Origin of the sequence: Streptomyces parvus, from assembly GCF_014648875.1 — a bacterium.
Lineage (GTDB): Bacteria > Actinomycetota > Actinomycetes > Streptomycetales > Streptomycetaceae > Streptomyces > Streptomyces parvus.
Window position 1 is genome coordinate 94,181 of the sequence record NZ_BMRY01000001.1, and the last position, 25,418, is coordinate 119,598.

Here is a 25,418-nt window from a genome sequence, read left to right on the forward strand (position 1 = left end):
TCCCCCAACGACCAGGGCCGGTCGGGGGAAACGTGAGTGCGGGCCGCCCGGTGGGCAGAACAGAGGGGAGGACTACGGGAAAGGGGCCGCGGCCGGGACGCCGCGCGCCCCTTCGCCGGTGCCCGTCCTACGAGCCGCGGGAGGCTACACGGTGTCGAGCGCAGCCGAGCAGGAGGCAGTACAGGATCCCGAGCGGGAGGCGGTGCAGGACCCGGGGACGGTGGCCGCCGTCCGCGCGGAGATCGTGGAGGTGCAGCGCACCGAGCACGCCGAAGCCGCACGGGCCGCGGCCCCGGCCCCCGCCGTGTGGCCCGGCGCCCCGATGCCGCTGGGGGCCCGCTTCCGGGTCGGTCCGGACGGGGTGGCGGGGACGAACTTCGCGCTGTGGGCGGGCGGGGCCGAGGCGGTCGAGCTGTGTCTGTTCGACGAGCGGGGCGTCGAGACGCGCTGCCCGCTGACCGAGCTGACCCATGAGATCTGGCACGGCTTCGTCCCCGGCGTACGGCCGGGTCAGCGCTACGGCTACCGGGTGCACGGGCGCTGGGACCCGTGGACGGGGGCCCGCTGGAACGCGGCGAAGCTGCTGCTCGACCCGTACGCCCGTGCCGTCGACGGGACCTTCACCCTGCCGCCCGAGGTCTACGGGCACGTCCGGGACTGGCCGGACCAGCATGTCGCCGACACCGTGCGCGACGACCGGGACTCGGCCCCGTACGTCCCCAAGGGGGTGGTCGTCCACGATGACGACGACTGGGTGGAGGACCGTCGGCCCAAGACCCCGTGGGCCGACTCCGTCATCTACGAGCTGCACGTACGCGGCTTCACCAAGCTGCACCCGGACATCCCGCGCGAACTGCGCGGCACGTACGCCGGTCTCGCGCACCCGGCGGCGATCGAACACCTCACCCGGCTCGGCGTCACGGCGGTGGAGCTGCTGCCGGTGCACCAGTTCGCCCATGAGGACCATCTGCTGCGACGCGGGCTGCACAACCACTGGGGCTACAACTCCATCGGCTACTTCGCCCCGCACGCCGGCTACTCCGCGTCCGGCACCGCAGGCCAGCAGGTCGGCGAGTTCAAGCGGATGGTGCGCGCGCTGCACGACGCCGGAATCGAGGTGATCCTCGACGTCGTCTACAACCACACCGCCGAGGCGGGCGAGCTGGGGCCGATGCTGTCGCTACGCGGCATCGACAACCGGGGCTACTACCGCCTGGAGGGCGACCCGCGCCGCTACGCCGACTACACCGGCTGCGGCAACACCCTGCACGTCGTGCAGCCGCAGGTGCTGCGGCTCATCACGGACTCGCTGCGCTACTGGGTCACCGAGATGGGCGTCGACGGCTTCCGCTTCGACCTGGCGGCGGCGCTTGCCCGCTCGATGCACGACGTCGACATGCTCTCCCCGTTCCTCGCGGTGATCGCCCAGGACCCGGTACTGCGCCGGGTGAAGCTGATCGCCGAGCCGTGGGACGTCGGCAGCGGCGGCTACCAGGTCGGGGCGTTCCCGCCCCTGTGGACGGAGTGGAACGACCGCTACCGCGACGCCGTGCGCGACTTCTGGCGCGGCGCGCTCCCCGACGTACGGGATCTCGGCTACCGGCTGACCGGCTCCAGCGACCTGTACGCCTGGGGCGGGCGCCGCCCGTACGCCTCGGTCAACTTCGTCACCGCGCACGACGGCTTCACCCTGCGCGACCTGGTGAGCTACGAGCAGAAGCACAACGAGGCGAACGGGGAGGGCAACCGGGACGGGACGAACGACAACCGGGCGTGGAACTGCGGGGTCGAGGGGGAGAGCGACGATCCGGAGATCAACGCGCTGCGCCGCCGTCAGCTCCGTAACCTGCTGACCACGCTACTGCTCTCCACCGGGGTGCCGATGCTGGTGGCCGGCGACGAGATGGGCCGCACCCAGGGCGGCAACAACAACGCCTACTGCCAGGACAACGAGACCGGCTGGGTCGACTGGTCGCTGCTGGACCAGCCGCAGTGGCGGGAGCTGACCGCGCTGACGGCCCGGGTGCTGACGCTGCGCCGGACCCATCCGGTACTGCGGCGCCGCGCGTTCTTCTCCGGCCGGGCGCAGGCCCCGGACGGGCTGCGGGATCTGGCGTGGTTCGCCCGGGACGGCCGGGAGATGACGGAGGGCGACTGGTACGCCCCCGCCGCCACGCTCGGCCTCTACCTCTCGGGCCGGGACATCCCGGGGAGGGACGCGCGGGGCGAGCCGGTGACCGACGACAGCTTTCTGGCCGTCCTGCACGCGGGCGCGGAGCCGACGTCCTTCGCCCTGCCGGGAGCGCCGTGGGGAGACACGTACGAACTGGTCCTGGACACCTCGCGGGAGGAGCAGGCCGAGGCCCCGGGCACGGTCCTGGAGGGCGGTACGGAGGTGACGGTGCCGGCCCGTTCGGTGCTGCTGCTGCGCGTGGTGGAGTAGGGCGGGGTGGGTCAGCCGAGGATGCCCCGGTCGTAGCCGACGGCGACGGCCGCGGCCCGGTCCTTGGCGCCCAGTTTGGCGAAGACGTGGGTGAGGTGGGTCTTCACGGTCGCCTCGCTGATGAAGAGTTCGGCGGCGATCTCCCGGTTGGTGGTGCCCCGGGCCACCAGGACCAGCACCTCCCGCTCGCGGGCGGACAGGGTGGTCCCGGCGGGGTCGGCGGCGGGGGTGCGGACCCGGGTCATCAGCCGGGAGGCGACGGCGGGCGACAGGACGCTGCGCCCGTCGGCGGCGGCCCGGACGGCGGCGAACAGCTCATCGCGCGGGGCGTCCTTGAGGAGGTAGCCGGTCGCGCCCGCCTCGATCGCGGGGAGGGTGTCGGAGTCGGTGTCGTACGTGGTCAGCACGAGGACCTTCGATCGGGCGCCGCGCCGGCTCAGCTCGGCGATGGCCGCCACTCCCCCGCCGCCGGGCATCCGCAGGTCCATCAGGACCACGTCGGGGTCGAGTTCACCGACGACGGTGAGCGCGTCCACACCGTTGGTCGCCTCTCCGAGCACCTCGAAGCCGGGGGCGGCGGTGAACATGCCGCGCAGCCCGTCCCGGACGACCGGGTGGTCGTCGACGATGACGAGGGTGATGATACGGGCGGGGGTCTCGGTCATGATCGCACCGTACGGGGGCTCACGGGTGTCTGGCCAGGGCCTGCGGTGGGGCCGTTGACGGGTGCCCGGCCGGGTTGCGCCGCGGGGTCGTTCACGGGTGCCCGACCAGCGGAGCCCTGGCCGACACCGCCGTGCCGCCGCCCGGTTCCGACTCCGCCTCGACCGCGCCCGCGATGCGCTCCGCGCGGGCCCGCATGCCGCCGAGGCCGAAGCCGCCGGTGCGGCCGGGCGGTGGGCGGCTGGGCGGCGGGCGGCTGGGGCCGGAAATTGGGAGGCCCGATGTCAGTGGTGAAACGTATGGTCGGCCCTGATGCCCAAAATGCCTGCAGAGCGCACGGACCGGTCCGCCGTGCGCTCCCTCCTGCGCCTGTGGCCCTATGTCCGACCCGTGCGGGTGCGCCTGTTCACGGCCGCCTTCGTGGCGATCCTGGCGTCCTGTCTGAGCCTGGTGATCCCGCTGGTCCTGAAGTGGATGGTGGACGGCCCGGTCGCCGACCGCGATCCGGGCGGGGTGTGGCTGGGGGCGCTGTATCTGCTGCTGCTCGGTATCGCGGAGGCGCTGCTGTTCGGGTTCCGGCGATGGCTGGTGGCGCGGCCGTTGGCCGGGGTGGAGGCGGCGATGCGGGCGGATCTCTTCCGCCATCTGCAACGGCTGCCGGTCGCGTTCCACGACCGCTGGGCCTCGGGTCAGCTGCTGTCGCGCGGGACGACGGACCTGATGCTGCTGCGGATGTTCCTGGCGTTCCCACTGACCTTCCTGGTCGTCAACACGGCGACGATTCTCGTCGGGTTCGTCCTTCTGTTCGCCCAGGACTGGACGCTCGGGCTGGTGCTGCTGGCGCCCGCGGTGCCGCTGATCATCCTGTGCTCGCTGTTCGAGACGAAGTACTCGGTGGTGGCGCGCCGGGCCCAGGACCAGGTCGGCGACCTCACGACGGTCGTCGAGGAGAGCGTGCTGGGCATCCGCATCGTCAAGGGCTTCGGCCGGCACCGCAGCCAGGCGCGGGCGTTCAGGGCGCTGGCGCACCGGCTGCGCGACACGGAGCTGGGCAAGGCCCGGCTGCTCGCCGGGATCTGGGCGCTGATCACGGCCATCCCGGAGCTGGCGATCGGCGCGGCGCTGGTGCTCGGCACGATCCAGGTCGCGGACGGGACGCTGTCCGCGGGCACGCTGGTGGCGTTCCTGTCCACGGCGCTCGCGCTGCGCTGGCCGGTGGAGTCGATCGGCTTCCTGCTGGCGATGAGCCAGGAGTCGGCGACCGCCACGGACCGGTACTTCGAGGTGATGGACGTGGCGGAGGAGCGGGGTGCCGCCGCCGTACGCGAGGGCGCGCCGGCCACCGCGCCGGGGATGGTGTTCGAGGGCGTCGCCTTCCGCTACCCGGACGCGGACCCGGAATCCCCGCCCGTCCTGTCCGGCATCGATCTGCACATCCGGCCCGGCGAGACCCTGGCCCTCGTCGGGGGTACGGGGTCGGGCAAGACGACGCTGACGGCGCTGGTGCCCCGGCTGCACGAGGTGACCGGCGGGCGGATCACGCTGGACGGCGAGGACATCGCCACGATGGAGCGCTCGCGGCTGCGGGAGCTGGTGTCGGTGGCGTTCGAGGAGCCGACGCTGTTCTCCGCGACGGTCGGCGAGAACGTGACGATGGGCGCGGCGGACGCGGACGAGGCGCAGGTGCGCCGGGCGCTGTCGGTGGCCCAGGCGGACTTCGTGCACGAGCTGCCGCGCGGCCTCGACACGGAGGTCGGCGAGCAGGGTCTGAGCCTCTCCGGCGGCCAGCGCCAACGTCTCGCGCTGGCCCGCGCGGTGGTCGGCGAGCCGCGCTTCCTGGTGCTGGACGACCCGCTCTCCGCGCTGGACGTGCACACGGAGACGCTGGTGGAGGCCGCGCTGCGGGAGGTCCTGGCGCGGACGACGGCGGTGGTCGTGGCGCACCGCCCGTCGACCGTGATGCTGGCGGACCGGGTGGCGCTGCTGTCGGGGGGCCGGATCGCCGCGGTGGGCACGCACCAGGAGCTCCTGCGCGACAACGCGGAGTACGCCTGGCTGATGTCGGGCGCGGAGTCCGGTCCCGTACCCGAACGAGAGTCCCCCGCGGCGCCGATGAGCGCCCCCGCCGAGGAGATTCCCGCCGAGGAGATTCCCGCGCAGATTCCCGCCGAGGAGGGCAGTGCCCGATGACGACGACCACCGACGACGCCTCGCTTCCCGCGGCCGAGGACGACGGCCTGCGGAAGAAGAGCCCGGCCGCGCCCGGACCGGAGTCCTCCGGCGACCCGTTCGACCAGGACGATCTGCCCGCGCCGCCCGGGTCGACCCTGGCGCTGCTGTTCTCGCTGCTGGCCCCGATGCGCGGCCGGGTCGCGGTGGCGGCCCTGCTGCTGGTGGTGCAGCAGGTGGCGATGCAGGCGGGCCCGCTGCTCGTGGCGTACGCGATCGACAGCGGGGTCCCGGCGTTCCGGGACCACGACTACGGGCCGCTGATCGCGGTCGCCGTCGGCTACGCGCTCTGCTCGGTCGGCGCGGGCGTCCTCCAGTACGGCTTCATCCGGGCCGCCGCGCGGATCAACCAGGACGTGCTGCTGGAGCTGCGCGGCCGGATCTTCCGGCACGCGCAGGCGCTGAGCGTCGACTTCCACGAGCGCTACACCTCGGGCCGGCTGATCTCGCGCTCGACGACCGACGTCGAGTCGCTGCGGGAGCTGCTGAGCGAGGGGCTCCAGGAACTGATCGGCGTGGTCCTCTCGTTCGTGTCGATCGCCGTGGTGCTGCTCTGGCTGGACCTGGGGATCGGCGCGATCGCCACGCTCTCCTTCGTACCGTTGTATCTGATGGTCCGGATGTACCGGCGGCGGGCGTCCGTCGCGTTCACCGCGCGGTCCACGGCGATCGCGGCGGTGATCGTGAAGTTCGCGGAGACGATGAACGGCATCCGCCCGGTCCAGGCGTTCCGCCGGGAGCGGAGCAACGACGCCGCCTTCACGGAGCTGAACACCCGCCACGAGCGGTCGAACGGCGACGCGATCCTGGAGATGGCCCGCTATGTCGTCGGCTCCCGGCTGATCGCGAACACGGCGGTGGCCGGGATGGTGCTGTGGGGCGCCTACCGGGTGGCGGAGGGCACGCTGGCGCTCGGGGTGCTGGCGGCGGCGGTGCTGTATCTGCGCCGGCTGTACGACCCGATCGACCGGCTGGGGATGTTCCTCAACTCGTACGAGTCGGCGGCTGCTTCGCTGACGAAGATCGCCGGGCTGCTGGCCCAGACGCCGAACGTCCCCGAGACCGGACACCCCCGGGAACTGCCGCCGCGCTCGGGCGACCTCCCGGGCCGGGAGGTCGTGTTCGACGGGGTGCGGTTCGCCTACCGTACGGGCGGCGAGGTGCTGCCCACGTTCGACCTGCGTATCCCGGCGGGCCGGACGGTGGCGGTCGTCGGCTCCACGGGCGCGGGCAAGTCGACGCTGGCCAAGCTGCTGGCCCGCTTCTACGACCCGACCGACGGCCGGGTCCTGCTGGACGGCACGGACCTGCGCGACCTGTCCACGGCCGAGCTGCGCCGGGGCGTGGTGATGGTGACGCAGGAGGCGTTCCTGTTCTCAGGGACGGTCGCGGAGAACATCGCGATCGGCCGCCCGGACGCCACCCGCGAGGAGATCGAGCACGCGGCGAGGGCGATCGGCGCGCACGACTTCATCGCAGCCCTGCCGGACGGCTACGACACCGACGTACGCAAGCGGGGCGGCCGGATCTCGGCGGGCCAGCGCCAGTTGGTGGCCTTCGCCCGCGCCCTGTTGGCGAACCCGTCGGTGCTGATCCTGGACGAGGCGACCAGCTCCCTGGACATCCCGGGCGAGCGCGCGGTGCAACGGGCCATGGACACGGTGCTGCACGGCCGCACGGCGGTGGTGATCGCCCACCGGCTCTCGACCGTGGAGATCGCGGACCGGGTGCTGGTGATGGAGCACGGCCGGATCGTGGAGGACGGCGCGCCCGCGGAACTGATCGCCGGGGCGGGGCGGTTCGCGGGGCTGCACCGGACGTGGCGGGACAGCTTGAGCTGAGGGGCGGGCGGCGGCCCGCGCACCGGCATCCGGTGCGCGGGCCCGCGCCCGCGAAAGGGTCAGGCGGTCCGGCGACCCGCAAAGGGCTCAGGCCGTCCGACGCGGGCCGCTGCGGCGGTACCCCTCCCAGATGGGGCCACCCGCCGCGTCGAGGACCTCGGTGACCAGGGCGGTGAGGCCCTCCGGAGCGCCGCGCAGCGCGGCCTGCGCGGTCTCGTCCAGGCGCGCGGGCAGCCCCGGAGCGACGGGTTCGAGGCGCCGGGCCAGCCACTTGCCGCCGCCGAGCCAGGTGCCGTGGGTCAGCAGGGCCAGTTCGCCGGCGCGCTGGACGAGTTCGGTGACGACGAACAGCCGCTCGCCCGCGTCCGTGACGGCGGCGAAGTCGTCGAGCAGGTCCGTCAGCGCGTACCGGGCGTCTTCGAGCGCCGTGCCGGTGACCGGGGGCGGCCCCGCGGCCGCCAGTCGTCGCGCCGTCACCGCGATCCGGGCTCCCGTCCCGTCGGCGTCGAGCAGCAGCGCCCCGTCGGCGCACATCCACAGCAGGGCCGAGTTCCGCCGCGCGATCTCCGGGGTCACGAAGCTGTGCCAGGAGTCCTCGGTGTGCACGAACAGCTCCACCGGCCAGGCCCCGTACCGCAGGCTCTCGCGGTACGGGGCGGGCGGGCCGTCGAGCAGGACGACGATGTCCAGGTCGGACCGGGCGGTGCGGCGGCTCGTCAGGACACTGCCGCCGAGGAACGCGGCGCGGGCGTCGGGGTGACGCTCCAGAACAAGGGCACGGGCGACTTCCGTTACGTCCATGCCCCTACTCTGCCGTGGCCGCCCCTGCCGTGGCCGCGCGGCCGGTCAGACCTTCAGGAGGTCGTAGGTGCCGGTGCCGTCCGGCCTGCCGCTGCTGTACTGGCGCAGGAACTCGCCGTCGGCGTACCGGTCGTGGCCGATCATGTAGCCGGTGTGCTTGTTCTGGACGCCGATCTTCGCGGAGCCGGGGACGTCACGGTAGATGTAGAACCGCTGGAGGTCGTCCTCCGTGCAGGCGACCGTCCTCAGGACCGCCCGCTCGTCGGCCGCGTTCGGCTGGGCGATGGTCGCGCACCCGCCGTTGCCCCAGTTCCACAGGGTCGCTTCGAGGACCCCGTTGTTCTCCGTCACGTCGCACAGCCGCCAGTGGTCCAGGTGGGCGCTGAAGATCGTCGAGGGCCGCAGGCGGACGCCGTCGTCCGCCAGGAGCGGCGCGCCCCAGGACAGGGGCTTGCCGGGTACGGCGATCTTGTAGGCGTCCGCGCTGCAGTTGAGGGCGGCACGGGTGGCGGATGCGGCGGCCGGGGCGCTCTTCGCGCTCGCGGTGGCCTCGGCGTCGTTCCCGGCCGCGTCCCGGGCCGCGGCGGCCTTCTCAGCCTTCGCGGCCTTCTCAGCCTTCGCCGAGGGGACCGGGCCCGCCGTGTGTCCGGCGGTGGCGGCGGCGCCGCAGTCCAGCAGAGTCTTGGCCTTGGCCATGATGCTGTTGGCGGGGACCGTGTCCTCGCAGCGCACCGCGCCTTCCTCCATGGTGGCGTAGGTGGTGAAGCTACCGCTGTCGGGACCCTCGACCCACTTCAACGCGTAGCTGCCGTCGCCCTGTTGGACACGGTTGCAGTTGAGACTGCCGTAGGTGCCGGTGACCTTCTTCGTGCCCTTGTAGAGCCCGTAGTAGCCGGGCTGCATGAAGTTCCAGCTGATGGAGTTCGACACGCTGCTGGTGGACGTGTAGTTGACCTGTACGTTCAGCCCCAGGGTCGCACCGACCGTACCGAGGAGTTCGACGGCGAAGCTTCCCTGCACAGTGCCGTTGAGCCCGACGGACACCGAGATGGTGGTCTGGGTACTGGTGGTGACGGTCTGCGAACCGGTCGTGCCCTCGGTGACGTACCAGCCCTTGAAGTGGGTGATCGTCGGTGAGACTTCGGTGGTCCTGACGAGCGGGTGGCGCTTGCCGAGATCGGCGACGGTACAGGCCTGACCGGCCTCGGCCCCGGCCGCCTGCCGGCCGGGTCCGGGCTCGGCGGGTACGGCGGCGGCCTGAGGGGCGGCCATGGCCACGGCGGCCGTCGCGGTGGCGACGATTGCCCCGAGCCCTCTGCCCAGGCGGGTACGTGTACGGCGCATCACTGTCTTCCCCCTGCTTGTACGCGGTCGATGAGGTGAGCGTGAGCGAAGGTACCGTCGCCGACGACGGCAGGGCCATACCACAACTGGCCACATAGGATCAAGAACTGTCCCATTACTGCCTGGTACGAAAGGGAGTTGCTCGGTTCCATGCCTTCGGCGTGCCCATGAGGGGGCCGCTGAAGGAAGGGACTTTCTCCGAGACACCTCAGCGGCATCCAGCGGCCGCGCCACGCGATCACCTAGGGAGGGCTGCACACGTCCACCACCCGCCCCTGGACCCGGCCGCCGCAGGACGGCGAGACCTTCACCGTGACCCGCTTCGCGTGGGGCCCGACCTGACGGACACCGGGCGCCCCTACGACGCGTCAGGCCGTGCACCGGCCCGGCCGGACGGGACACGCGGACGGTGCGGGTGCGATGCCGACGGAATTCGCCGCCGTCACCCCGGCAGCAGCCGTACCGCCGCGTTGCGCAGCCGGGTGCGTTCCGTGCTCATGAAGCGGTGCAGCGTCCGGGAGGCGAAGGCGGTCCGCTGAGCGCTGCGGCGGCGCTCCCGGTCGTAGGCGCGCAGGGCTCCGGCAATGCCCGCCGGGCCCGGGGGCGCCGCGGCGAGCGCCCGGGTCAGGGCGTCCGCGTCCAGGATCGCGGTGCAGGCGCCCTGGCCCAGGTTGGGCGTCATGGCGTGGGCCGCGTCGCCGACCAGTGCCACGTGGCCCGCCGAGGCGTCGGCGGAGACGAAGGAGGGCAGCGCCGGGTACAGGTGGCGCATCTCGTAGCGGATCCAGGTTGCCGGGTCGGTGGCGTCCAGGATGCGTGGGATCGGGTCGTGCCAGTCGGCGAAGAGGCCGCGCAGGTCGTCGGCCGTGGTCGCCTCGGGTGCGGTGGCGTACCAGTTGGTGCGGCCCGGTTCGACCGGGGTCAGCCCGAAGAAGCGGCCGCTCCCCCAGGTCTCGCCGTGCACCCGGCTCTCGATGTCGGCGATGCCGATCCAGGCGACGGTACCGACCTCGCGCGGGCCGCTGCGGTCGCCGAAGCGGGCGGTGCGGACGGCGCTGCGGATGCCGTCGGCGCCGATCACCAGGTCCTGTCCGGCGGCGAGTGCCCCCACGTCCGTGACCCGCTCGCCGAGTTTCACCGGTACGTCACCGAAGGCGTCCAGCCCAGCGAGCAGGGCGTCGAGCAAGTACGGACGGGAGATGAGGAGTTCGGGGCGGCCCGCCGTGCGTTCGATGCGCTCCAGCGGGAGCCGGGCGATCGGCGTCCCGTCGGGGGTGCGGATGTGCGCGTCGCGGTAGGGCACGGCGTGCTCGCGCAGGGCGTCGCCGGCACCGAGGCGGTCGAGCGCGGACTGTGCGGTGGGGTGGATGCCGAAGGCCGCTCCGTACCGCTCCAGTTCGGTGCGGCGTTCCAGCACGGTCACGCTCCAGCCCGCGCGGCGGAGGCCGATCGCGGTCGCCAGTCCGCCGATGCCCGCGCCGACCACGGTCGCCGTCCCTGCCATGTCGCGCTCCCGAAGCTCGTAGGGCCATGCAGAAGAACCACCACATCCGTGGTACCACGGCTGGGGTACCATCGGCAAGGAGAGGCGGCGGAGACGACGGGGACGAGGGAGCGGGCACGAGTGAATCCGGACCGGCGGGACCGGCTGCGGGACGCGGCGATCGAGGTGCTGGCCCGGGACGGCGGGCGCGGGCTGACGCACCGGGCCGTGGACCGGGCCGCCGAGGTGCCGTCCGGCACCACCAAGAACTACTTCCCGACCCGGGACGCCGTGCTCCGCGCGGTGGCGGAACGCTGCCTGGAGCAGTACCTGGCACTCACCGAACAGCTGGCCGCCGGTCCGGGCCCCGCGAACCGGGAGGCCCTGATCGCCCTCTTCCGCTCACTCCTGGAGAACGTCGCGGGGCCGGGCCGCCCCCGGCTCCTCGCCGTGCTGGAGCTCCAGGCCGAGGCGACCCGGCGGCCCTGGCTCTCCGGCATCCTCGACCCGATGGCGAGCGGCGACTTCGCGGGGTTCGAGCTGGCCCAGCGCGCCGCCGGGCTGCCGGTGACCCCGCAGCGGGCCGCCGTCGTCACCCTCGCCCTGCACGCGGCGGTGCCCCACCTGCTGACGGACGGGCCCGGCACGCTCGCGGCGGCGGGGCTCGACGACCCGGACCGCTTCGTGCGCGACCTCCTGGACACGGTGTACCCGCCGGACGCCACGGCCTGAGCGCCACAGCCCGCCGGACGCGACCACCCGAGCGCACGCGACCCACCCGGCAGCGGTGACCGGAAGCCCGCACCCCGATCCCGAAGAGATCCCCGCACCCTGACGGACCGGCACATTCCGGCGGGCCGATCTGGCCAGAACCCGACACCGTCTCATCTGACGGTCATCACACCTCTTCCCGCTCGCGGCGGGCCGGTGGCCGCCGCGCGCGAAACCTGTGACCACCCTGTGAATGCCGGGCTCAAGAACACCCGGTAACACTGCGGCAATGATCGACGAAACGTCCGCTCAACGAACATGACCTTTCCGGCAACGAACGAAATCCGGCCAAGTTCTTGACGCGCCCCTGACAGGCACGGTCGTCGGCTGGCACTGTTCACCCCGTTCTGCGCACCGCCTGCACCGACCGGACAGCCCTCCAGGCCGCCCGGTACCCCCCTCGCAGAAGGAGTCCGCGTGAGATCCACGCCCAGCCGTCGCGCGACCGCGACCGGCGCTCTGATAGCCGCCGCAGCCCTCATAGCCGTCGCCGTTCCGTCCGGCGCCGCGACCGCCACCTCCGCCCCCGCCTCGGCCCCGCTCGGCGGGATCACCGCCGGCACGAAGGCCGACCCGGGCGCCCTCCCCGCCAAGCTCTCCCCCGCCCAGCGCGCGGAGCTGCTCAGTGAGGCGAACGCCACGAAGGCGGCCACCGCCAAGGAGCTCGGTCTCGGGTCCACCGAGAAGCTCGTGGTCCGTGACGTGGTCCAGGACCGCGACGGCACCACGCACACCCGCTACGAGCGCACCCTCGACGGGCTCCCCGTCCTCGGCGGCGACCTCGTGGTCAAGGAGTCCGCGGCCGGAAAGACCGAGGGCGTCAGCAAGGCGTCGAGGGCGACCAGCGCGCAGCTGAAGGCCGTCGGCCTGACCGCCGACGTGGCCCCGGCCGCCGCCGAGAAGCAGGCGCTCGGCGCGGCCAAGGCCGAGGGGTCGAAGGCCAAGAAGGCGGAGAACACCCCGCGCAAGGTGGTCTGGGTGGGCGGCGGCTCCCCGCAGCTCGCGTACGAGACCGTGGTCGGCGGACTCCAGCACGACGGCACCCCGAACGAGCTGCACGTGCTCACGGACGCCACCACGGGCGAGAAGCTCTACGAGTGGCAGGCCGTCCACAACGGCACGGGCAACACGCAGTACAGCGGCCAGGTGACGCTGGGCACCGCCCCCTCGTACACCCTGACCGACACCGGGCGCGGCAACCACAAGACGTACAACCTGAACCGGGGGACCTCCGGGACCGGGACCCTGTTCTCCGGCGCGGACGACATCTGGGGCGACGGCACCCCGGGCAACGCCGAGACGGCCGGCGCGGACGCCCACTACGGCGCCGCGCTCACCTGGGACTACTTCAAGAACGTGCACGGCCGCTCCGGCATCCGGGGTGACGGCGTCGGCGCGTACTCCCGGGTCCACTACGGCAACAACTACGTCAACGCCTTCTGGCAGGACAGCTGCTTCTGCATGACCTACGGGGACGGCGCGGGCAACGCCAAGCCGCTGACCTCCATCGACGTGGCCGCCCACGAGATGACCCACGGCATCACGTCGAACACCGCGGGCCTCGTCTACAGCGGTGAGTCCGGCGGTCTCAACGAGGCGACGTCCGACATCTTCGCCGCCGCCGTCGAGTTCCACGCGAACAACTCCCAGGACCAGGGCGACTACCTGGTGGGCGAGAAGATCGACATCCGCGGCAACGGCACCCCGCTGCGCTACATGGACAAGCCCAGCCGGGACGGCAGCTCCAAGGACTACTGGTACGCGGGCATCGGCAACGTCGACGTCCACTACTCCTCGGGCCCGGCCAACCACTGGTACTACCTGCTCTCCGAGGGCAGCGGCACCAAGACGATCAACGGTGTCAGCTACGACTCCCCGACCTCCGACGGACTGCCGGTCACCGGCATCGGCCGGGACAAGGCGTCGCTGATCTGGTTCAAGGCGCTCACCACCAAGTTCACCTCGACGACCAACTACGCCGCCGCCCGCACGGGCACGCTCGCGGTAGCCAGTGAGCTGTACGGGGCCACCAGCCCCGAGTACGCGGCCGTGGCCCACGCCTGGGCCGGCATCAACGTCGGCTCGCGCCCCGGCGGCGGCGACCCCGACCCGGGCGGCAAGGTGTTCGAGAACACCACCGTGGTGAACATCCCGGACGCCGGTGCGGCCGTCACCAGCTCGGTCACCGTCTCCGGTGTGGCCGGCAACGCGCCGAGCGCCCTCAAGGTGGGCGTGGACATCACGCACACCTGGCGCGGTGACCTGGTCATCGACCTGCTGGCCCCGGACGGGTCGGCGTACCGGCTGAAGAACTCCTCCTCCGGTGACTCCGCGGACAACGTGGTGGAGACCTACACCGTCAACGCCTCGTCCGAGGTGGCCAACGGGGTCTGGAAGCTGCGGGTCCAGGACGTCGCACGCTACGACACCGGGCGGATCAACAGCGTCAAGCTCACCTTCTGATCCGGCCCACCGCAGTCGAGCGGCCCGGGAGGGGGCGAACCCCTTCCGGGCCGCTCGCGCGCGCTCAGCGCATCAGCACGCCGCCGCCCTCCCCCGTCGCCCCGGTCGGCAGGGCGACCAGGCCCAGTTCGGCGCTGGTGGCCAGCAGCCGGTGGGCGGGCAGGACGCGCACGGTGTAGCCGTACGGTCCCGTCCGGTCCGGGGTGAGCGGGCCCTCGTACAGCCAGCGGTCCTCCAGGTCCTGACCGCCCGCCGGCTTCAGCGGGAAGGTCTGGGCGTCCGCGATGGCGTCGCCGGAGTCGACCCGGCCCGCGACCACCTGGACCTCGACGTCGTCCGGCTCCAGGCCGCCGAGCGCGATCCGCACCCGCAGCGCCAGAGTGGCCCCCAGCTCCGCCGAGCCGCCCGCGGCGTCCCCGGTGACGGTCTCCACATGGTCGACGGAGACCCCGCGCCAGGCCGCCCGGACCCTGGCCTTCCACGCGGCGAGATCCTGCGCCACCGCGGGCTCCAGGACCCGGCGGGCCTGGGCGGCGGGGGCGTACAGGCGCTCCACGTACTCGCGCACCATCCGCCCCGCGAGCACCTTCGGGCCGAGGTTGACCAGGGTGGAGCGGACCATCTCGATCCAGCGGTCGGGCAGGCCCCCGGCCCCCCGGTCGTAGAAGCGCGGGGCGACCCGGTCCTCGATCAGGGCGTAGAGGGCGTTCGACTCCAGCTCGTCCCGGCGGTCCTCGTCGACCGCGGAGCCGTCGGCGGTGGGGATCTCCCAGCCGAAGTCCGGGTCGAACCACTCGTCCCACCAGCCGTCGCGCACCGACAGGTTGAGGCAGCCGTTGAGCGCCGCTTTCATCCCGCTCGTACCGCAGGCCTCCAGCGGGCGCAGCGGGTTGTTGAGCCAGACGTCGCAGCCCGGGTAGAGCTTCTGCGCCATGCCCATGCCGTAGTCCGGGAGGAACACGATGCGGTGGCGCACCCGCGGGTCGTCCGCGAACCGCACCAGCTCCTGGACCAGCCGCTTTCCGCCGTCGTCGGCCGGGTGGGCCTTGCCCGCGACGACGATCTGGATCGGGTGCGTCGGGTGGAGCAGCAGCTCCCGCAGCCGGTCGCGGTCGCGCAGCATCAGGGTGAGCCGCTTGTACGAGGGGACGCGGCGGGCGAAGCCGATGGTCAGGATGTCCGGGCCGAGGACGCCGTCGATCCAGCCCAGTTCGGCGGTGCCCGCGCCGCGCCTGCGCCAGGAGGCGTAGAGGCGGCGGCGGACCTCGGTGACGAGCTGTCCGCGCAGGTCCCGGCGCAGGTCCCAGATCTCCTGGTCGCCGATGCCGGTCACCGCGTCCCAGCGGCGGGGCGTGCCGGTCCGCTGCTCGGAGGGCTCGCCGTCCACCGGTCCGCCGGCCAGCACCTGGTGGGCGCGGCCCTCGCCGACCTGGCCCGCACCGAGCCGGAACACCTCGGGGGCGACCCAGGTCGGGGCATGGACGCCGTTGGTGACGGAGGTGATGGGCACCTCGGCGGGGTCGAAGCCCGGCCAGAGCCCGGAGAACATCTCCCGGCTGACCGCCCCGTGCAGGGTGGAGACGCCGTTGGCGCGCTGGGCGAGCCTGAGGCCCATCACCGCCATGTTGAACAGCTCCGGTTCGCCGCCGGGGTAGGTCTCGGTGCCGAGCGGCAGGATCTTCTCGACGGGTACGCCGGGCAGTTCGCCCTCGTCGCCGAAGTGGCGGGCGACGAGCCCCCGGTCGAAACGGTCTATGCCGGCGGGCACCGGGGTGTGGGTGGTGAAGACGGTCCCGGCCCGGACCACTTCGAGGGCGGCGTCGAAGTCGAGGCCGGTGGGGATGAGTTCGCGGATGCGTTCCAGGCCGAGGAAGCCGGCGTGGCCCTCGTTGGTGTGGAACACCTCCGGCTCCGGGGTGCCGGTCAGCCGGCACCAGGTGCGGACGGCGCGCACCCCGCCGATGCCGAGCAGCATCTCCTGGAGGAGGCGGTGGTCGCTGCCGCCGCCGTAGAGCCGGTCGGTGACGTCGCGTTCGCCGGGGGCGTTCTCCTCGACGTCGGAGTCGAGGAGGAGCAGCGGCACCCGGCCGACCCGGGCCAGCCAGACGCACGCGTGCAGCGAGCGTCCGCCGGGCAGGGCGAGGACGACCCGGGCGGGGGTGCCGTCGGCCTCGCGGACCAGGTCGAGCGGGAGTTCGTTGGGGTCGAGGACGGGATAGTGCTCCTGCTGCCAGCCCTCGCGGGAGAGGGTCTGGCGGAAGTAGCCGTGCCGGTAGAGCAGCCCGACGCCGATGAGCGGGACGCCGAGGTCGCTGGCGGCCTTGAGGTGGTCGCCGGCCAGGATGCCGAGGCCGCCGCTGTACTGGGGCAGGGCGGCGGTGACACCGAATTCGGGCGAGAAGTAGGCGATGCCGGAGGGAAGTTCGGCTCCGGCGGCCCGCTGTTCCTGGTACCAGCGCGGGCCGTCCAGATATTCCGCCAGATCGGCGGAGGCCGCGGCGAGGCGGCCGAGGTACTCCGCGTCCCCGGCCAGTTCGGTCAGCCGTCCGGCGGACAGCGAGCCGAGCAGGCGTACGGGGTCGGCGTCCGCGGGCCGCCAGCCCTCGGGGTCGGCGGCCCGGAAGAGTTCGCGGGTCTCGGTGTGCCACGACCAGCGCAGGTTGCGCGCGAGGTCGTGGAGGGGTCGAAGGGGTTCGGGGAGAACAGGACGCACGGTGAATCGACGAATGGCCTTCACTGCTCCACCTTTACAGGGGACTTGCGCATCCGAGCGGACGCACCACGGTGTGCGTCCCTTCCGTCACCCCTGACGGTAGCGGCCGTCCGTGGCGGGCTGCCACGGCGCGCGGGCGGCGCGCCCGGTCCGGGGACCGTCCGCCGCGCGCCTCCCCACAGACGCCCCACGCACCCCACCGGTGATCCCCCGCCACTCCTCCCACCTGGGGGTTTGGCCGATTTCTCTCCCGTACGCAGCCTTGTGGACCTTCCTGTCACAGGGAAGGCTGCCGTGTGGCGCCGCAGAACGGGTATCCGGAACCCGTGGGGGCGCTTCGGGTCTCCCACGCCCACCGGGGCGTGCGCGCCGCGTGCGGCGGAGCCCGAGCGGCCCGTTACGACCGAGTAGTTAACACGGCGCCGGATTTCCCACCCTTCGACGCGGGGAAGGCTTCCCCGGTACACGGCACGACCGGCCCGCACACGTTCTCCCGTGCATCCCGAAACATGCACGAAACCCCCGCGACCCACCCATTCGAGTGCCATTCGAGTGAACGCGGACAGGAGCGGCCATGCCCACAGCCCGTCAGCAGACAGCTGAGCAGTTACAAAGGACAGATCCCCGTCTTCGCGGCACACGCGGTCGGTCCTCCGCGCCCGTGCCGTCCCCCGTGCACGCCGAGCTCCTCCAGCCCTCAGGTGATTCCATGATCGGTCGTATTCCCGTCCTGGACGTCCGTCCCCTCGTCGACTGCGGCAGACGGGCGGCGAAGGCCGTCGTCGGTGAGACCTTCCAGGTCACCGCCACCGTCTTCCGCGAAGGCCATGACGCGGTGGCCGCCAATGTCGTACTGCGCGATCCGAGCGGGCGGGTCGGCCCGTGGACCCCGATGCGGGAGCTGGCGCAGGGCACGGACCGGTGGGGTGCGGACATCACCCCGGACGCCGAGGGCCGCTGGACGTACACGGTGGAGGCCTGGAGCGATCCGGTCACCACCTGGCGGCACCACGCCGCGATCAAGATCCCGGCGGGCATCGACACGGACCTGGTGCTGGCCGAGGGCGCGGCGCTGCTGGAGCGGGCCGCCGCGGGCGTGCCGAAGAAGCACGGCCGCGAGGCGGTGCTGGCCGCGGTGGACGCGCTGCGCGACACCGCCCACCCGGCCGAGGCCCGGCTGGCGGCGGCGCTGACCCCGGCCGCCGACGCGGTGCTGGCCCGCTACCCGCTGCGCGAACTGGTCACCCGGTCCAAGCCGCTGGCGGTCCGGGTGGAGCGCGAGCGGGCGCTGTTCGGGTCCTGGTACGAGCTGTTCCCGCGCTCCGAGGGCGCGAAGCGGGTGCCGGTGGACCCGGCGGACACCTCACCGGACGCGCCGACGAGGCTGGTCAGCGGCACCTTCCGGACGGCCGCCGAGCGGCTGCCCGCGGTCGCCGCGATGGGGTTCGACGTGGTGTACCTGCCGCCGGTCCATCCGATCGGGACGACCCACCGCAAGGGCCCGAACAACACGTTGACGCCCGGGGAGCACGACCCGGGCGTGCCGTGGGCGATCGGTTCGCCGGACGGCGGGCACGACGCGGTCCACCCGGAGCTGGGCACGCTGGAGGACTTCGACCACTTCGTGTCGACGGCCCGGAATCTGCGGATGGAGATCGCGCTGGACTTCGCGCTCCAGTGCTCGCCGGACCACCCGTGGGTCAAGGAGCACCCGGACTGGTTCCACCACCGCGCCGACGGTTCGATCGCGTACGCCGAGAACCCGCCGAAGAAGTACCAGGACATCTACCCGATCGCCTTCGACAAGGACATGCGCGGTCTGGTGGCGGAGACCGTACGCGTTCTGCGCTTCTGGATGGACCACGGGGTGCGTATCTTCCGGGTCGACAACCCGCACACCAAGCCGGTGGTGTTCTGGGAGAAGGTCATCGAGGAGATCAACGGCACCGACCCCGATGTCATCTTCCTGGCGGAGGCGTTCACCCGCCCGGCGATGATGCACACGCTCGGCGCGGTCGGCTTCCAGCAGTCGTACACGTACTTCACCTGGCGCAACACCAAGCACGAACTGACCGAGTACGTCACGGAGCTGGCCGGGGACGCCGCCTCCTACATGCGGCCCAACTTCTTCGTGAACACCCCCGACATCCTTCCCGGCTACCTCCAGGAAGGCGGCCGCCCGGCCTTCGAGGCGCGGGCGGTGCTGGCCGCGACGCTGGCCCCCTCCTGGGGCGTGTACGCGGGATTCGAGCTGTGCGAGAACACCCCGGTCAAGCCGGGGAGCGAGGAGTACCTGCACTCGGAGAAGTACGAACTGCGCCCGAGGGACTGGGAGTCGGCGGAACGCGAGAGCCGCACGCTGACCCCCCTGATCACCTCGCTGAACCGGATCCGCCGGCGTAACCCCGCTCTGCGGCAGCTGCGCGACGTCCACTTCCACCACACCGACAACGAAGCGCTGATCGCCTACAGCAAGCGCTCCGGACCGAACACCGTTCTGGTGGTCGTGAACCTCGACCCGCACCACACCCAGGAGGCCACGGTCTCGTTGGACATGGAGCGGCTCGGCCTTTCCTGGCACGAGCGCGTACCGGTGCGCGACGAGCTCACCGGCGACACCTATCACTGGGGCAGGGCCTTCTATGTGCGCCTGGAGCCGGGCATCACGCCCGCGCACATCGCGGTCCTGCGACCGTCCCCGCCGACCGGAGGGTCACCCACACCATGATCGTCAATGAGCCTGTCCCCGACACGTTCGAGGACACCCCCGCCAAGGACCGCGATCCCGACTGGTTCAAACGAGCCGTCTTCTACGAGGTGCTCGTCCGGTCCTTCCAGGACTCCAACGGCGACGGAATCGGCGACCTCAAGGGCATCACCGCCAAGCTGGACTACCTCCAGTGGCTCGGTGTCGACTGCCTCTGGCTGCCGCCGTTCTTCAAGTCGCCGCTGCGCGACGGGGGCTACGACGTCTCCGACTACACCGCCGTGCTGCCGGAGTTCGGCGACCTCGCCGACTTCGTGGAGTTCGTGGACGCCGCGCACCAGCGCGGCATGCGCGTCATCATCGACTTCGTCATGAACCACACGAGCGATCAGCACGAGTGGTTCCAGCAGTCCCGTACGGATCCCGACGGGCCGTACGGCGACTACTACGTCTGGGCCGACGACGACAAGCAGTTCCAGGACGCCCGGATCATCTTTGTCGACACCGAGACGTCCAACTGGACCTTCGACCCGGTGCGCAAGCAGTACTACTGGCACCGCTTCTTCTCGCACCAGCCGGACCTCAACTACGAGAACCCGGCGGTCCAGGAGGAGATCCTGGCAGCCCTGCGGTTCTGGCTGGACCTGGGCATCGACGGCTTCCGGGTCGACGCGGTGCCCTACCTCTACCAGCGCGAGGGCACCAACTGCGAGAACCTCCCCGAGACCCACCACTTCCTCAAGCGGGTCCGCAAGGAGATCGACGCCAACTACCCGGACACCGTGCTCCTCGCCGAGGCCAACCAGTGGCCGGAGGACGTCGTCGACTACTTCGGCGACTACGAGGCGGGCGGCGACGAATGCCACATGGCGTTCCACTTCCCCGTGATGCCGCGCATCTTCATGGCGGTGCGCCGCGAGAGCCGCTACCCGGTCTCCGAAATCCTGGCCAAGACCCCGGAGATCCCGAAGAACTGCCAGTGGGGCATCTTCCTGCGCAACCATGACGAGCTCACGCTCGAAATGGTCACGGACGAAGAGCGCGACTACATGTACGCGGAGTACGCCAAGGACCCGCGGATGCGCGCCAACATCGGCATCCGCAGGCGGCTCGCCCCGCTGCTGGACAACGACCGCAACCAGATCGAACTGTTCACCGCGCTGCTGCTGTCGCTGCCCGGCTCCCCGATCCTCTACTACGGGGACGAGATCGGGATGGGCGACAACATCTGGCTGGGCGACCGGGACGCGGTGCGCACCCCGATGCAGTGGACGCCCGACCGCAACGCCGGGTTCTCCTCCAGCGATCCGGGGCGGCTCTACCTCCCCACGATCATGGACCCGGTCTACGGCTACCAGGTCACCAACGTCGAGGCGTCGATGGCGTCGCCGTCCTCGCTGCTGCACTGGACCCGCCGGATGATCGAGATCCGGAAGCAGAATCCGGCCTTCGGTCTCGGCGAGTACACCGAACTCCCCTCCTCCAACCCGGCGGTGCTGGCGTTCACCCGCGAGTACAAGGACGACCTCGTCCTGTGCGTGCACAACTTCTCGCGGTTCGCGCAGCCGACGGAACTTGACCTCCGATCGTTCAACGGACGTCATCCGGTGGAATTGATCGGCGGGGTACGCTTCCCGGCCATCGGTCAGTGGCCCTACCTGCTGACCCTCGCGGGACACGGCTTCTACTGGTTCCGGCTGCGCAAGGACGCGCCGCCGGCCTGAGAGGCACCGGTCGCGTGCGGGGCGGTTTCCACCGCCCCGCACGGGGCACTCTGAGCGAAACGAAGGCCCCGGGCCCTCACCGGTTCCCGCGCCCCCGGCCATCACGGTTCCGCCGTTCGAGTCCGTAAGCACCTTCCTCTCCCGACACGTCCCGCACAGCCGGACAGCCATTGCCGCAATCCGGGACACTCTTCGCATCCTGTGTGCCCGGGGAAAGGACGCGATGCCATGTCGGAGGCTGCATCCACTCACGTCGCCCTGGCGAAGAGCACGAGGAACAGCGCAACTACCGGCAGTACGACGGACGGGGCCCTGCTCCCGTCCCTCGCCCCGCTGCTCCACGAATGGCTGCCCCGGCAGCGCTGGTTCGCCGGCAAGGGCCGGCCGGTCACCGGCTTCCGGCTGGTCTCGGCCACCGAGATGGTGCCGTCGGCCGGCACGACGGGCCCCGGACTCCTGCACCTGCTGCTGCGGGTGGAGCAGCCCACCCGGTCGGTCCGGGCGGCCGACGACTGCTACCAACTGCTGCTGGGCGTACGGACGTCACTGCCGCCGCTGCTCGCCGGCGCGCTGGTCGGCCGGGTGGAGCGGGGGCCGCTCGCCGGACGGACCGTGTACGACGCGCTGCACGACCCCCGGCTGGCCGATGTGCTGCTGGAACGGTTCCGCCGTCCCGGCAGCCTCGGTTCGCTGCGCTTCGAGCGGACCGCCGAGATCCCGGCCGGCCTCACGCCCCGGGTGCTGGACGCCGAGCAGTCCAACTCCTCGCTCGTCTACGGGGACGCGTTCATCCTGAAGATCTTCCGGCGGGTCTTCCCGGGCACCAACCCGGACCTGGAACTGCCGCTCGCGCTGACCGGCGAGGGGTGCGAACGGGTACCCGCCCCGATCGCCTGGTTCGAGGCCCCCGGCGCCGAACCGCTCACCCTCGGCGTCCTCCAGCCCTTCCTGCACGGGGCACGGGACGGCTGGCAGCTCGCGCTGGCCGCGCTCGCCGCGGGCCGGGACTTCCTGCCCGAGGCGCGGGCGCTGGGCCGGGCCACCGCCGAGGTGCACACCGCACTCGCCGCCGCGCTGCCGACCCCGGCGCTGCGCGGCACCCAGACCCGGCAGCTGGTGGCCCAGATGACCCAGCGGCTGGAGGCCGCCGCGCAGGCGGTCCCGGCGCTCGTGCCCTACGTTCCCGGGCTGCGCGCCGCGTTCGACGCGGTGACGGACCTCGGGGTCCGGGGCAGCGGCTGGGCCCAGCAGCGGGTGCACGGCGATCTCCATCTCGGGCAGACGCTGCGCTCCGCCGACGGTTTCTGGTCGCTGATCGACTTCGAGGGCGAACCGGCCCGCCCGCTGCCCGAGCGCCGGATGCCCGCACCGCCGGTGCGCGATGTCGCGGGCATGCTGCGGTCCTTCGACTACGCGGCCCGCTCGCACCGCCCGTGGAACCCGGAGTGGGCGGCCCGCTGCCGTGCCGCCTACTGCGAGGGGTACGCCCAGGCTTCGGGCAGCGATCCGCGCGGCGAACCCGAGCTGCTGCGCGCCCACGAGACCGACAAGGCCGTGTACGAGGTGGTGTACGAGGCCCGGCACCGCCCCGACTGGCTGCCGGTGCCGATGGCGGCCATCCAACGGCTGGCCCAGTCCGCGGCGGCCTGAGCCTTCCCCTCGCCCCTACCGTCGCTCCCCTCCCCTCCGCCCGTGCTTCTCCCCCTTCACTCCCCGAGGAGGCAGTCCCTGTGACCGCCCGCAAGCCGTCCCGCAAGGCATCCCGCAAGTCCGCCGAGGCCCCCGTCGAGGTGACTGTCGAGACCGTCGCCGAGCCCGCAGCCGAGCCCGCAGCCGCCGAGACGGCAGCCGACGCGGCGGCAGCCCCCGCACCCGCCGCCACTACCACCGCCACCGCCACCAAGGCCGCGCCCGCCAAGCGCGCCCGGCCCAAGCGGGCGGACGCGGGCCCGCCGCGCCCCCGGCAGGCCGGGGACGGCCAGGGCGCCCGCCCCGCACCGGCCCTGGACGGCGCGGACCGCGGCCGGCTGCTGGCCGGCGACCACCACGCTCCGCACGACGTGCTGGGCGCCCACCCGATCCCCGGCGGGGTGCTCGTCCGGGCGCTGCGGCCGTTCGCCCGGACCGTCACCGTGCTGGCGACGGGGCTGCGGGCCGAGCTGCACGACGACGGCGACGGCTTCTTCTCCGGTGTGCTGCCGGTGCCGCAGGTGCCCGCGTACCGGCTGGAAGTGGCGTACGACGACAACACCATCGAGGTGGAGGACCCGTACCGCTTCTGGCCCGCGATCGGCGAGCTGGACCTGCATCTGATCGGTGAGGGCCGCCACGAGGAGCTGTGGCGGGCGCTCGGCGCGGAGCCGCTGGTCCACCAGGGGGTGGCCGGGACCCGGTTCACCCTGTGGGCGCCGAACGCGCACGGGGTGCGGATCACCGGTGACTTCAACTACTGGGACGGCACGGGCTACCCGATGCGGTCGCTCGGCTCGACCGGGGTGTGGGAGCTGTTCCTGCCGGGGGTCGGCGAGGGCGCGCTGTACAAGTTCGACATCTGCCGCCCGGACGGTTCGCACACGGTGCGGGCCGACCCGATGGCCCGGCGCACCGAGGTGCCGCCCGCGACCGCGTCGATCGTGACCGCCAAGCACCACGAGTGGCAGGACGCGGACTGGATGGCGCACCGGGGCGACCGGCCGGTCCACGAGGCCCCGTTCTCGGTGTACGAGGTGCACCTCGCTTCCTGGCGGCCAGGACTGACGTATCGTCAACTCGCGGAGCAGCTGCCCGCGTACGTCAAGGACCTCGGGTTCACGCACGTCGAGCTGATGCCGGTCTCCGAGCACCCCTTCGGCGGCTCCTGGGGCTATCAGGTCACCGGGTTCTACGCGCCGACCTCGCGTCTGGGCACCCCGGACGACTTCCGCTTCCTCGTCGACGCCCTGCACCGGGCGGGCATCGGCGTCATCATGGACTGGGTGCCGGCCCATTTCCCGCGCGACGACTGGGCGTTGGCCGAGTTCGACGGGCGTCCGCTGTACGAGCACGCCGACCCGCAGCGCGCTGCGCACCCGGACTGGGGGACGCTGGAGTTCGACTACGGCCGCACCGAGGTCCGCAACTTCCTGGTCGCCAACGCCACGTACTGGTGCGAGGAGTTCCACATCGACGGGCTGCGGGTCGACGCGGTCGCCTCGATGCTCTACCTCGACTACTCCCGCGAGGACGGCCAGTGGTCGCCCAACGAGTTCGGCGGCCGGGAGAACCTGGACGCGGTCGCCTTCCTCCAGGAGATGAACGCGACCGTCTACCGCCGCAATCCGGGCGTCGTCACGATCGCCGAGGAGTCCACGGCCTGGGACGGTGTCACCCGCCCGACCGACAGCGGGGGCCTCGGCTTCGGGCTGAAGTGGAACATGGGCTGGATGCACGACTCGCTCCAGTACATGGCGAAGGAGCCGATCCACCGCAAGTACCACCACAACGAGATGACGTTCTCGATGGTGTACGCGTACAGCGAGAACTACGTGCTGCCGATCTCGCACGACGAGGTGGTGCACGGCAAGCAGGCGCTGGTGACGAAGATGCCCGGCGACTGGTGGCAGCGGCGTGCGAACCACCGCGCCTACCTGGGCTTCATGTGGGCCCACCCCGGCAAGCAACTCCTTTTCATGGGCCAGGAGTTCGCGCAGGGCGCGGAGTGGTCCGAGGGGCACGGCCCGGACTGGTGGCTGCTGGACCCGTCGTACGAGGCGTCCGGCGACCACCGCGGGGTGCGGGAGCTGGTGGGCGATCTGAACGCGGTGTACGGGGCGGTGCCCGCGCTGTGGCAGCGGGACACCTCACCGGAGGGGTTCAGCTGGGTGGACGGCGGGGCGGCCGAGGACAACGTGTTCGCGTTCCTGCGGTACGACGCGGACGGCTCGCCGCTGCTCGCGGTCTCGCACTTCTCCCCGGCGGTCCGCAGCGACTACCGCCTGGGGGTGCCGGAGACCGGTACGGAGGGCTGGGTGGAGGTCCTCAACACCGACGCGGCCCGGTACGGCGGGGGCGATGTGCGCAACGAGGAGCCGCTGAAGGCGGAGGCGGTGCCCGCGCACGGCCGGCCGTGCAGCATCTCGCTGACGCTGCCGCCGCTGGCGACGGTGTGGTTCCGCCCGGCGTGACCCGTCCGAGCCCGTGAAGGGAGGGGCCGGTACCGCGTCCGTTGCGGCGCGGTACCGGCCCCTCCCCCGTTCC

Annotated in this window: 14 protein-coding genes and 1 pseudogene; 9 read left to right on the forward strand and 6 right to left on the reverse strand. The window is 72.2% G+C overall.

Annotated elements, in window-relative coordinates; translation table 11 throughout:
• Positions 1–151 precede the first annotated feature (151 nt).
• Positions 152–2,443, forward strand: coding sequence for a glycogen debranching protein GlgX (gene glgX / locus IE140_RS00405; RefSeq protein ID WP_167533445.1), 2,292 nt, complete (start codon positions 152–154; stop codon positions 2,441–2,443).
• Between the two features lie 11 nt (positions 2,444–2,454).
• Here the strand turns inward: glgX and IE140_RS00410 are convergent, their stop codons facing one another.
• Positions 2,455–3,108, reverse strand: a complete 654-nt coding sequence (locus tag IE140_RS00410) for a response regulator (RefSeq protein ID WP_150193531.1) — start codon at positions 3,106–3,108, stop codon at positions 2,455–2,457.
• Positions 3,109–3,199: 91 nt separating this feature from the next.
• A pseudogene (locus IE140_RS00415) lies at positions 3,200–3,340 on the reverse strand (sensor histidine kinase); the annotation flags it as partial.
• A 78-nt stretch (positions 3,341–3,418) separates the two neighbouring features.
• Between IE140_RS00415 and IE140_RS00420 the strand changes: the two are divergent.
• The gene (locus IE140_RS00420) at positions 3,419–5,296 is read left to right on the forward strand and encodes an ABC transporter ATP-binding protein (protein WP_150193530.1); all 1,878 of its coding nucleotides are present in this window, start codon (positions 3,419–3,421) and stop codon (positions 5,294–5,296) included.
• A complete protein-coding gene (locus tag IE140_RS00425; RefSeq protein WP_109180154.1) occupies positions 5,293–7,176 on the forward strand; it encodes an ABC transporter ATP-binding protein in 1,884 nt (627 codons plus the stop codon). Before IE140_RS00420 ends, IE140_RS00425 begins: the two co-directional genes overlap by 4 nt.
• Before the next feature lie 87 nt (positions 7,177–7,263).
• On the opposite strand, the gene IE140_RS00430 is transcribed toward IE140_RS00425, so the two are convergent.
• The 3 genes from IE140_RS00430 to IE140_RS00440 form a co-directional block, all read right to left on the reverse strand.
• The gene (locus tag IE140_RS00430; RefSeq protein ID WP_150193529.1) at positions 7,264–7,977 is read right to left on the reverse strand and encodes a nucleotidyltransferase domain-containing protein; all 714 of its coding nucleotides are present in this window, start codon (positions 7,975–7,977) and stop codon (positions 7,264–7,266) included.
• Between the two features lie 45 nt (positions 7,978–8,022).
• Positions 8,023–9,321: a hypothetical protein gene (locus IE140_RS00435; protein WP_229826654.1), complete on the reverse strand. Its 1,299-nt coding sequence runs from the start codon at positions 9,319–9,321 to the stop codon at positions 8,023–8,025.
• Positions 9,322–9,763: 442 nt separating this feature from the next.
• Positions 9,764–10,825: an FAD-dependent oxidoreductase gene (locus IE140_RS00440; protein WP_150193528.1), complete on the reverse strand. Its 1,062-nt coding sequence runs from the start codon at positions 10,823–10,825 to the stop codon at positions 9,764–9,766.
• Between the two features lie 120 nt (positions 10,826–10,945).
• Here IE140_RS00440 and IE140_RS00445 point away from each other — a divergent pair, with 120 nt between their 5' ends.
• Positions 10,946–11,536, forward strand: a complete 591-nt coding sequence (locus IE140_RS00445; protein ID WP_093443812.1) for a TetR/AcrR family transcriptional regulator — start codon at positions 10,946–10,948, stop codon at positions 11,534–11,536.
• A 456-nt stretch (positions 11,537–11,992) separates the two neighbouring features.
• A complete protein-coding gene (locus IE140_RS00450; protein ID WP_150193527.1) occupies positions 11,993–14,038 on the forward strand; it encodes a M4 family metallopeptidase in 2,046 nt (681 codons plus the stop codon).
• 64 nt (positions 14,039–14,102) lie between these two features.
• On the opposite strand, the gene glgP is transcribed toward IE140_RS00450, so the two are convergent.
• Complete coding sequence (gene glgP / locus IE140_RS00455; protein WP_150193526.1) at positions 14,103–16,775, reverse strand: alpha-glucan family phosphorylase; 2,673 nt, start codon at positions 16,773–16,775, stop codon at positions 14,103–14,105.
• 685 nt (positions 16,776–17,460) lie between these two features.
• Between glgP and IE140_RS00460 the strand changes: the two genes are divergently transcribed.
• The 4 genes from IE140_RS00460 to glgB all read left to right on the forward strand — a co-directional run bounded on the left by IE140_RS00460 (position 17,461) and on the right by glgB (position 25,345).
• Positions 17,461–19,479, forward strand: a complete 2,019-nt coding sequence (locus IE140_RS00460; RefSeq protein ID WP_150193525.1) for an alpha-1,4-glucan--maltose-1-phosphate maltosyltransferase — start codon at positions 17,461–17,463, stop codon at positions 19,477–19,479.
• Positions 19,476–21,182 (forward strand): maltose alpha-D-glucosyltransferase, encoded by a 1,707-nt coding sequence (gene treS / locus IE140_RS00465; protein WP_032779036.1) that lies wholly within the window; start codon positions 19,476–19,478, stop codon positions 21,180–21,182. The genes IE140_RS00460 and treS overlap by 4 nt, the downstream gene beginning before the upstream one ends.
• 228 nt (positions 21,183–21,410) lie before the next feature.
• The gene (locus IE140_RS00470) at positions 21,411–22,832 is read left to right on the forward strand and encodes a maltokinase N-terminal cap-like domain-containing protein (RefSeq protein WP_093443804.1); all 1,422 of its coding nucleotides are present in this window, start codon (positions 21,411–21,413) and stop codon (positions 22,830–22,832) included.
• A gap of 80 nt (positions 22,833–22,912) precedes the next feature.
• Positions 22,913–25,345 carry a 1,4-alpha-glucan branching enzyme gene (gene glgB, locus IE140_RS00475; protein ID WP_150193524.1) on the forward strand — a complete coding sequence of 811 codons (2,433 nt, stop codon included), beginning with the start codon at positions 22,913–22,915 and terminating at the stop codon, positions 25,343–25,345.
• Positions 25,346–25,418 lie beyond the last annotated feature (73 nt).

Bases quoted from the DNA above. Each gene is read 5' to 3' on its own strand.
- IE140_RS00435 (WP_229826654.1), bottom strand. From the start codon at position 9,321: ATGCGCCGTACACGTACCCGCCTGGGCAGAGGGCTCGGGGCAATCGTC.
- IE140_RS00440 (WP_150193528.1), bottom strand. From the start codon at position 10,825: ATGGCAGGGACGGCGACCGTGGTCGGCGCGGGCATCGGCGGACTGGCG.
- IE140_RS00410 (WP_150193531.1), bottom strand. From the start codon at position 3,108: ATGACCGAGACCCCCGCCCGTATCATCACCCTCGTCATCGTCGACGAC.
- IE140_RS00430 (WP_150193529.1), bottom strand. From the start codon at position 7,977: ATGGACGTAACGGAAGTCGCCCGTGCCCTTGTTCTGGAGCGTCACCCC.
- IE140_RS00470 (WP_093443804.1), top strand. From the start codon at position 21,411: ATGTCGGAGGCTGCATCCACTCACGTCGCCCTGGCGAAGAGCACGAGG.
- IE140_RS00420 (WP_150193530.1), top strand. From the start codon at position 3,419: ATGCCCAAAATGCCTGCAGAGCGCACGGACCGGTCCGCCGTGCGCTCC.
- IE140_RS00425 (WP_109180154.1), top strand. From the start codon at position 5,293: ATGACGACGACCACCGACGACGCCTCGCTTCCCGCGGCCGAGGACGAC.
- IE140_RS00460 (WP_150193525.1), top strand. From the start codon at position 17,461: ATGATCGGTCGTATTCCCGTCCTGGACGTCCGTCCCCTCGTCGACTGC.
- treS (WP_032779036.1), top strand. From the start codon at position 19,476: ATGATCGTCAATGAGCCTGTCCCCGACACGTTCGAGGACACCCCCGCC.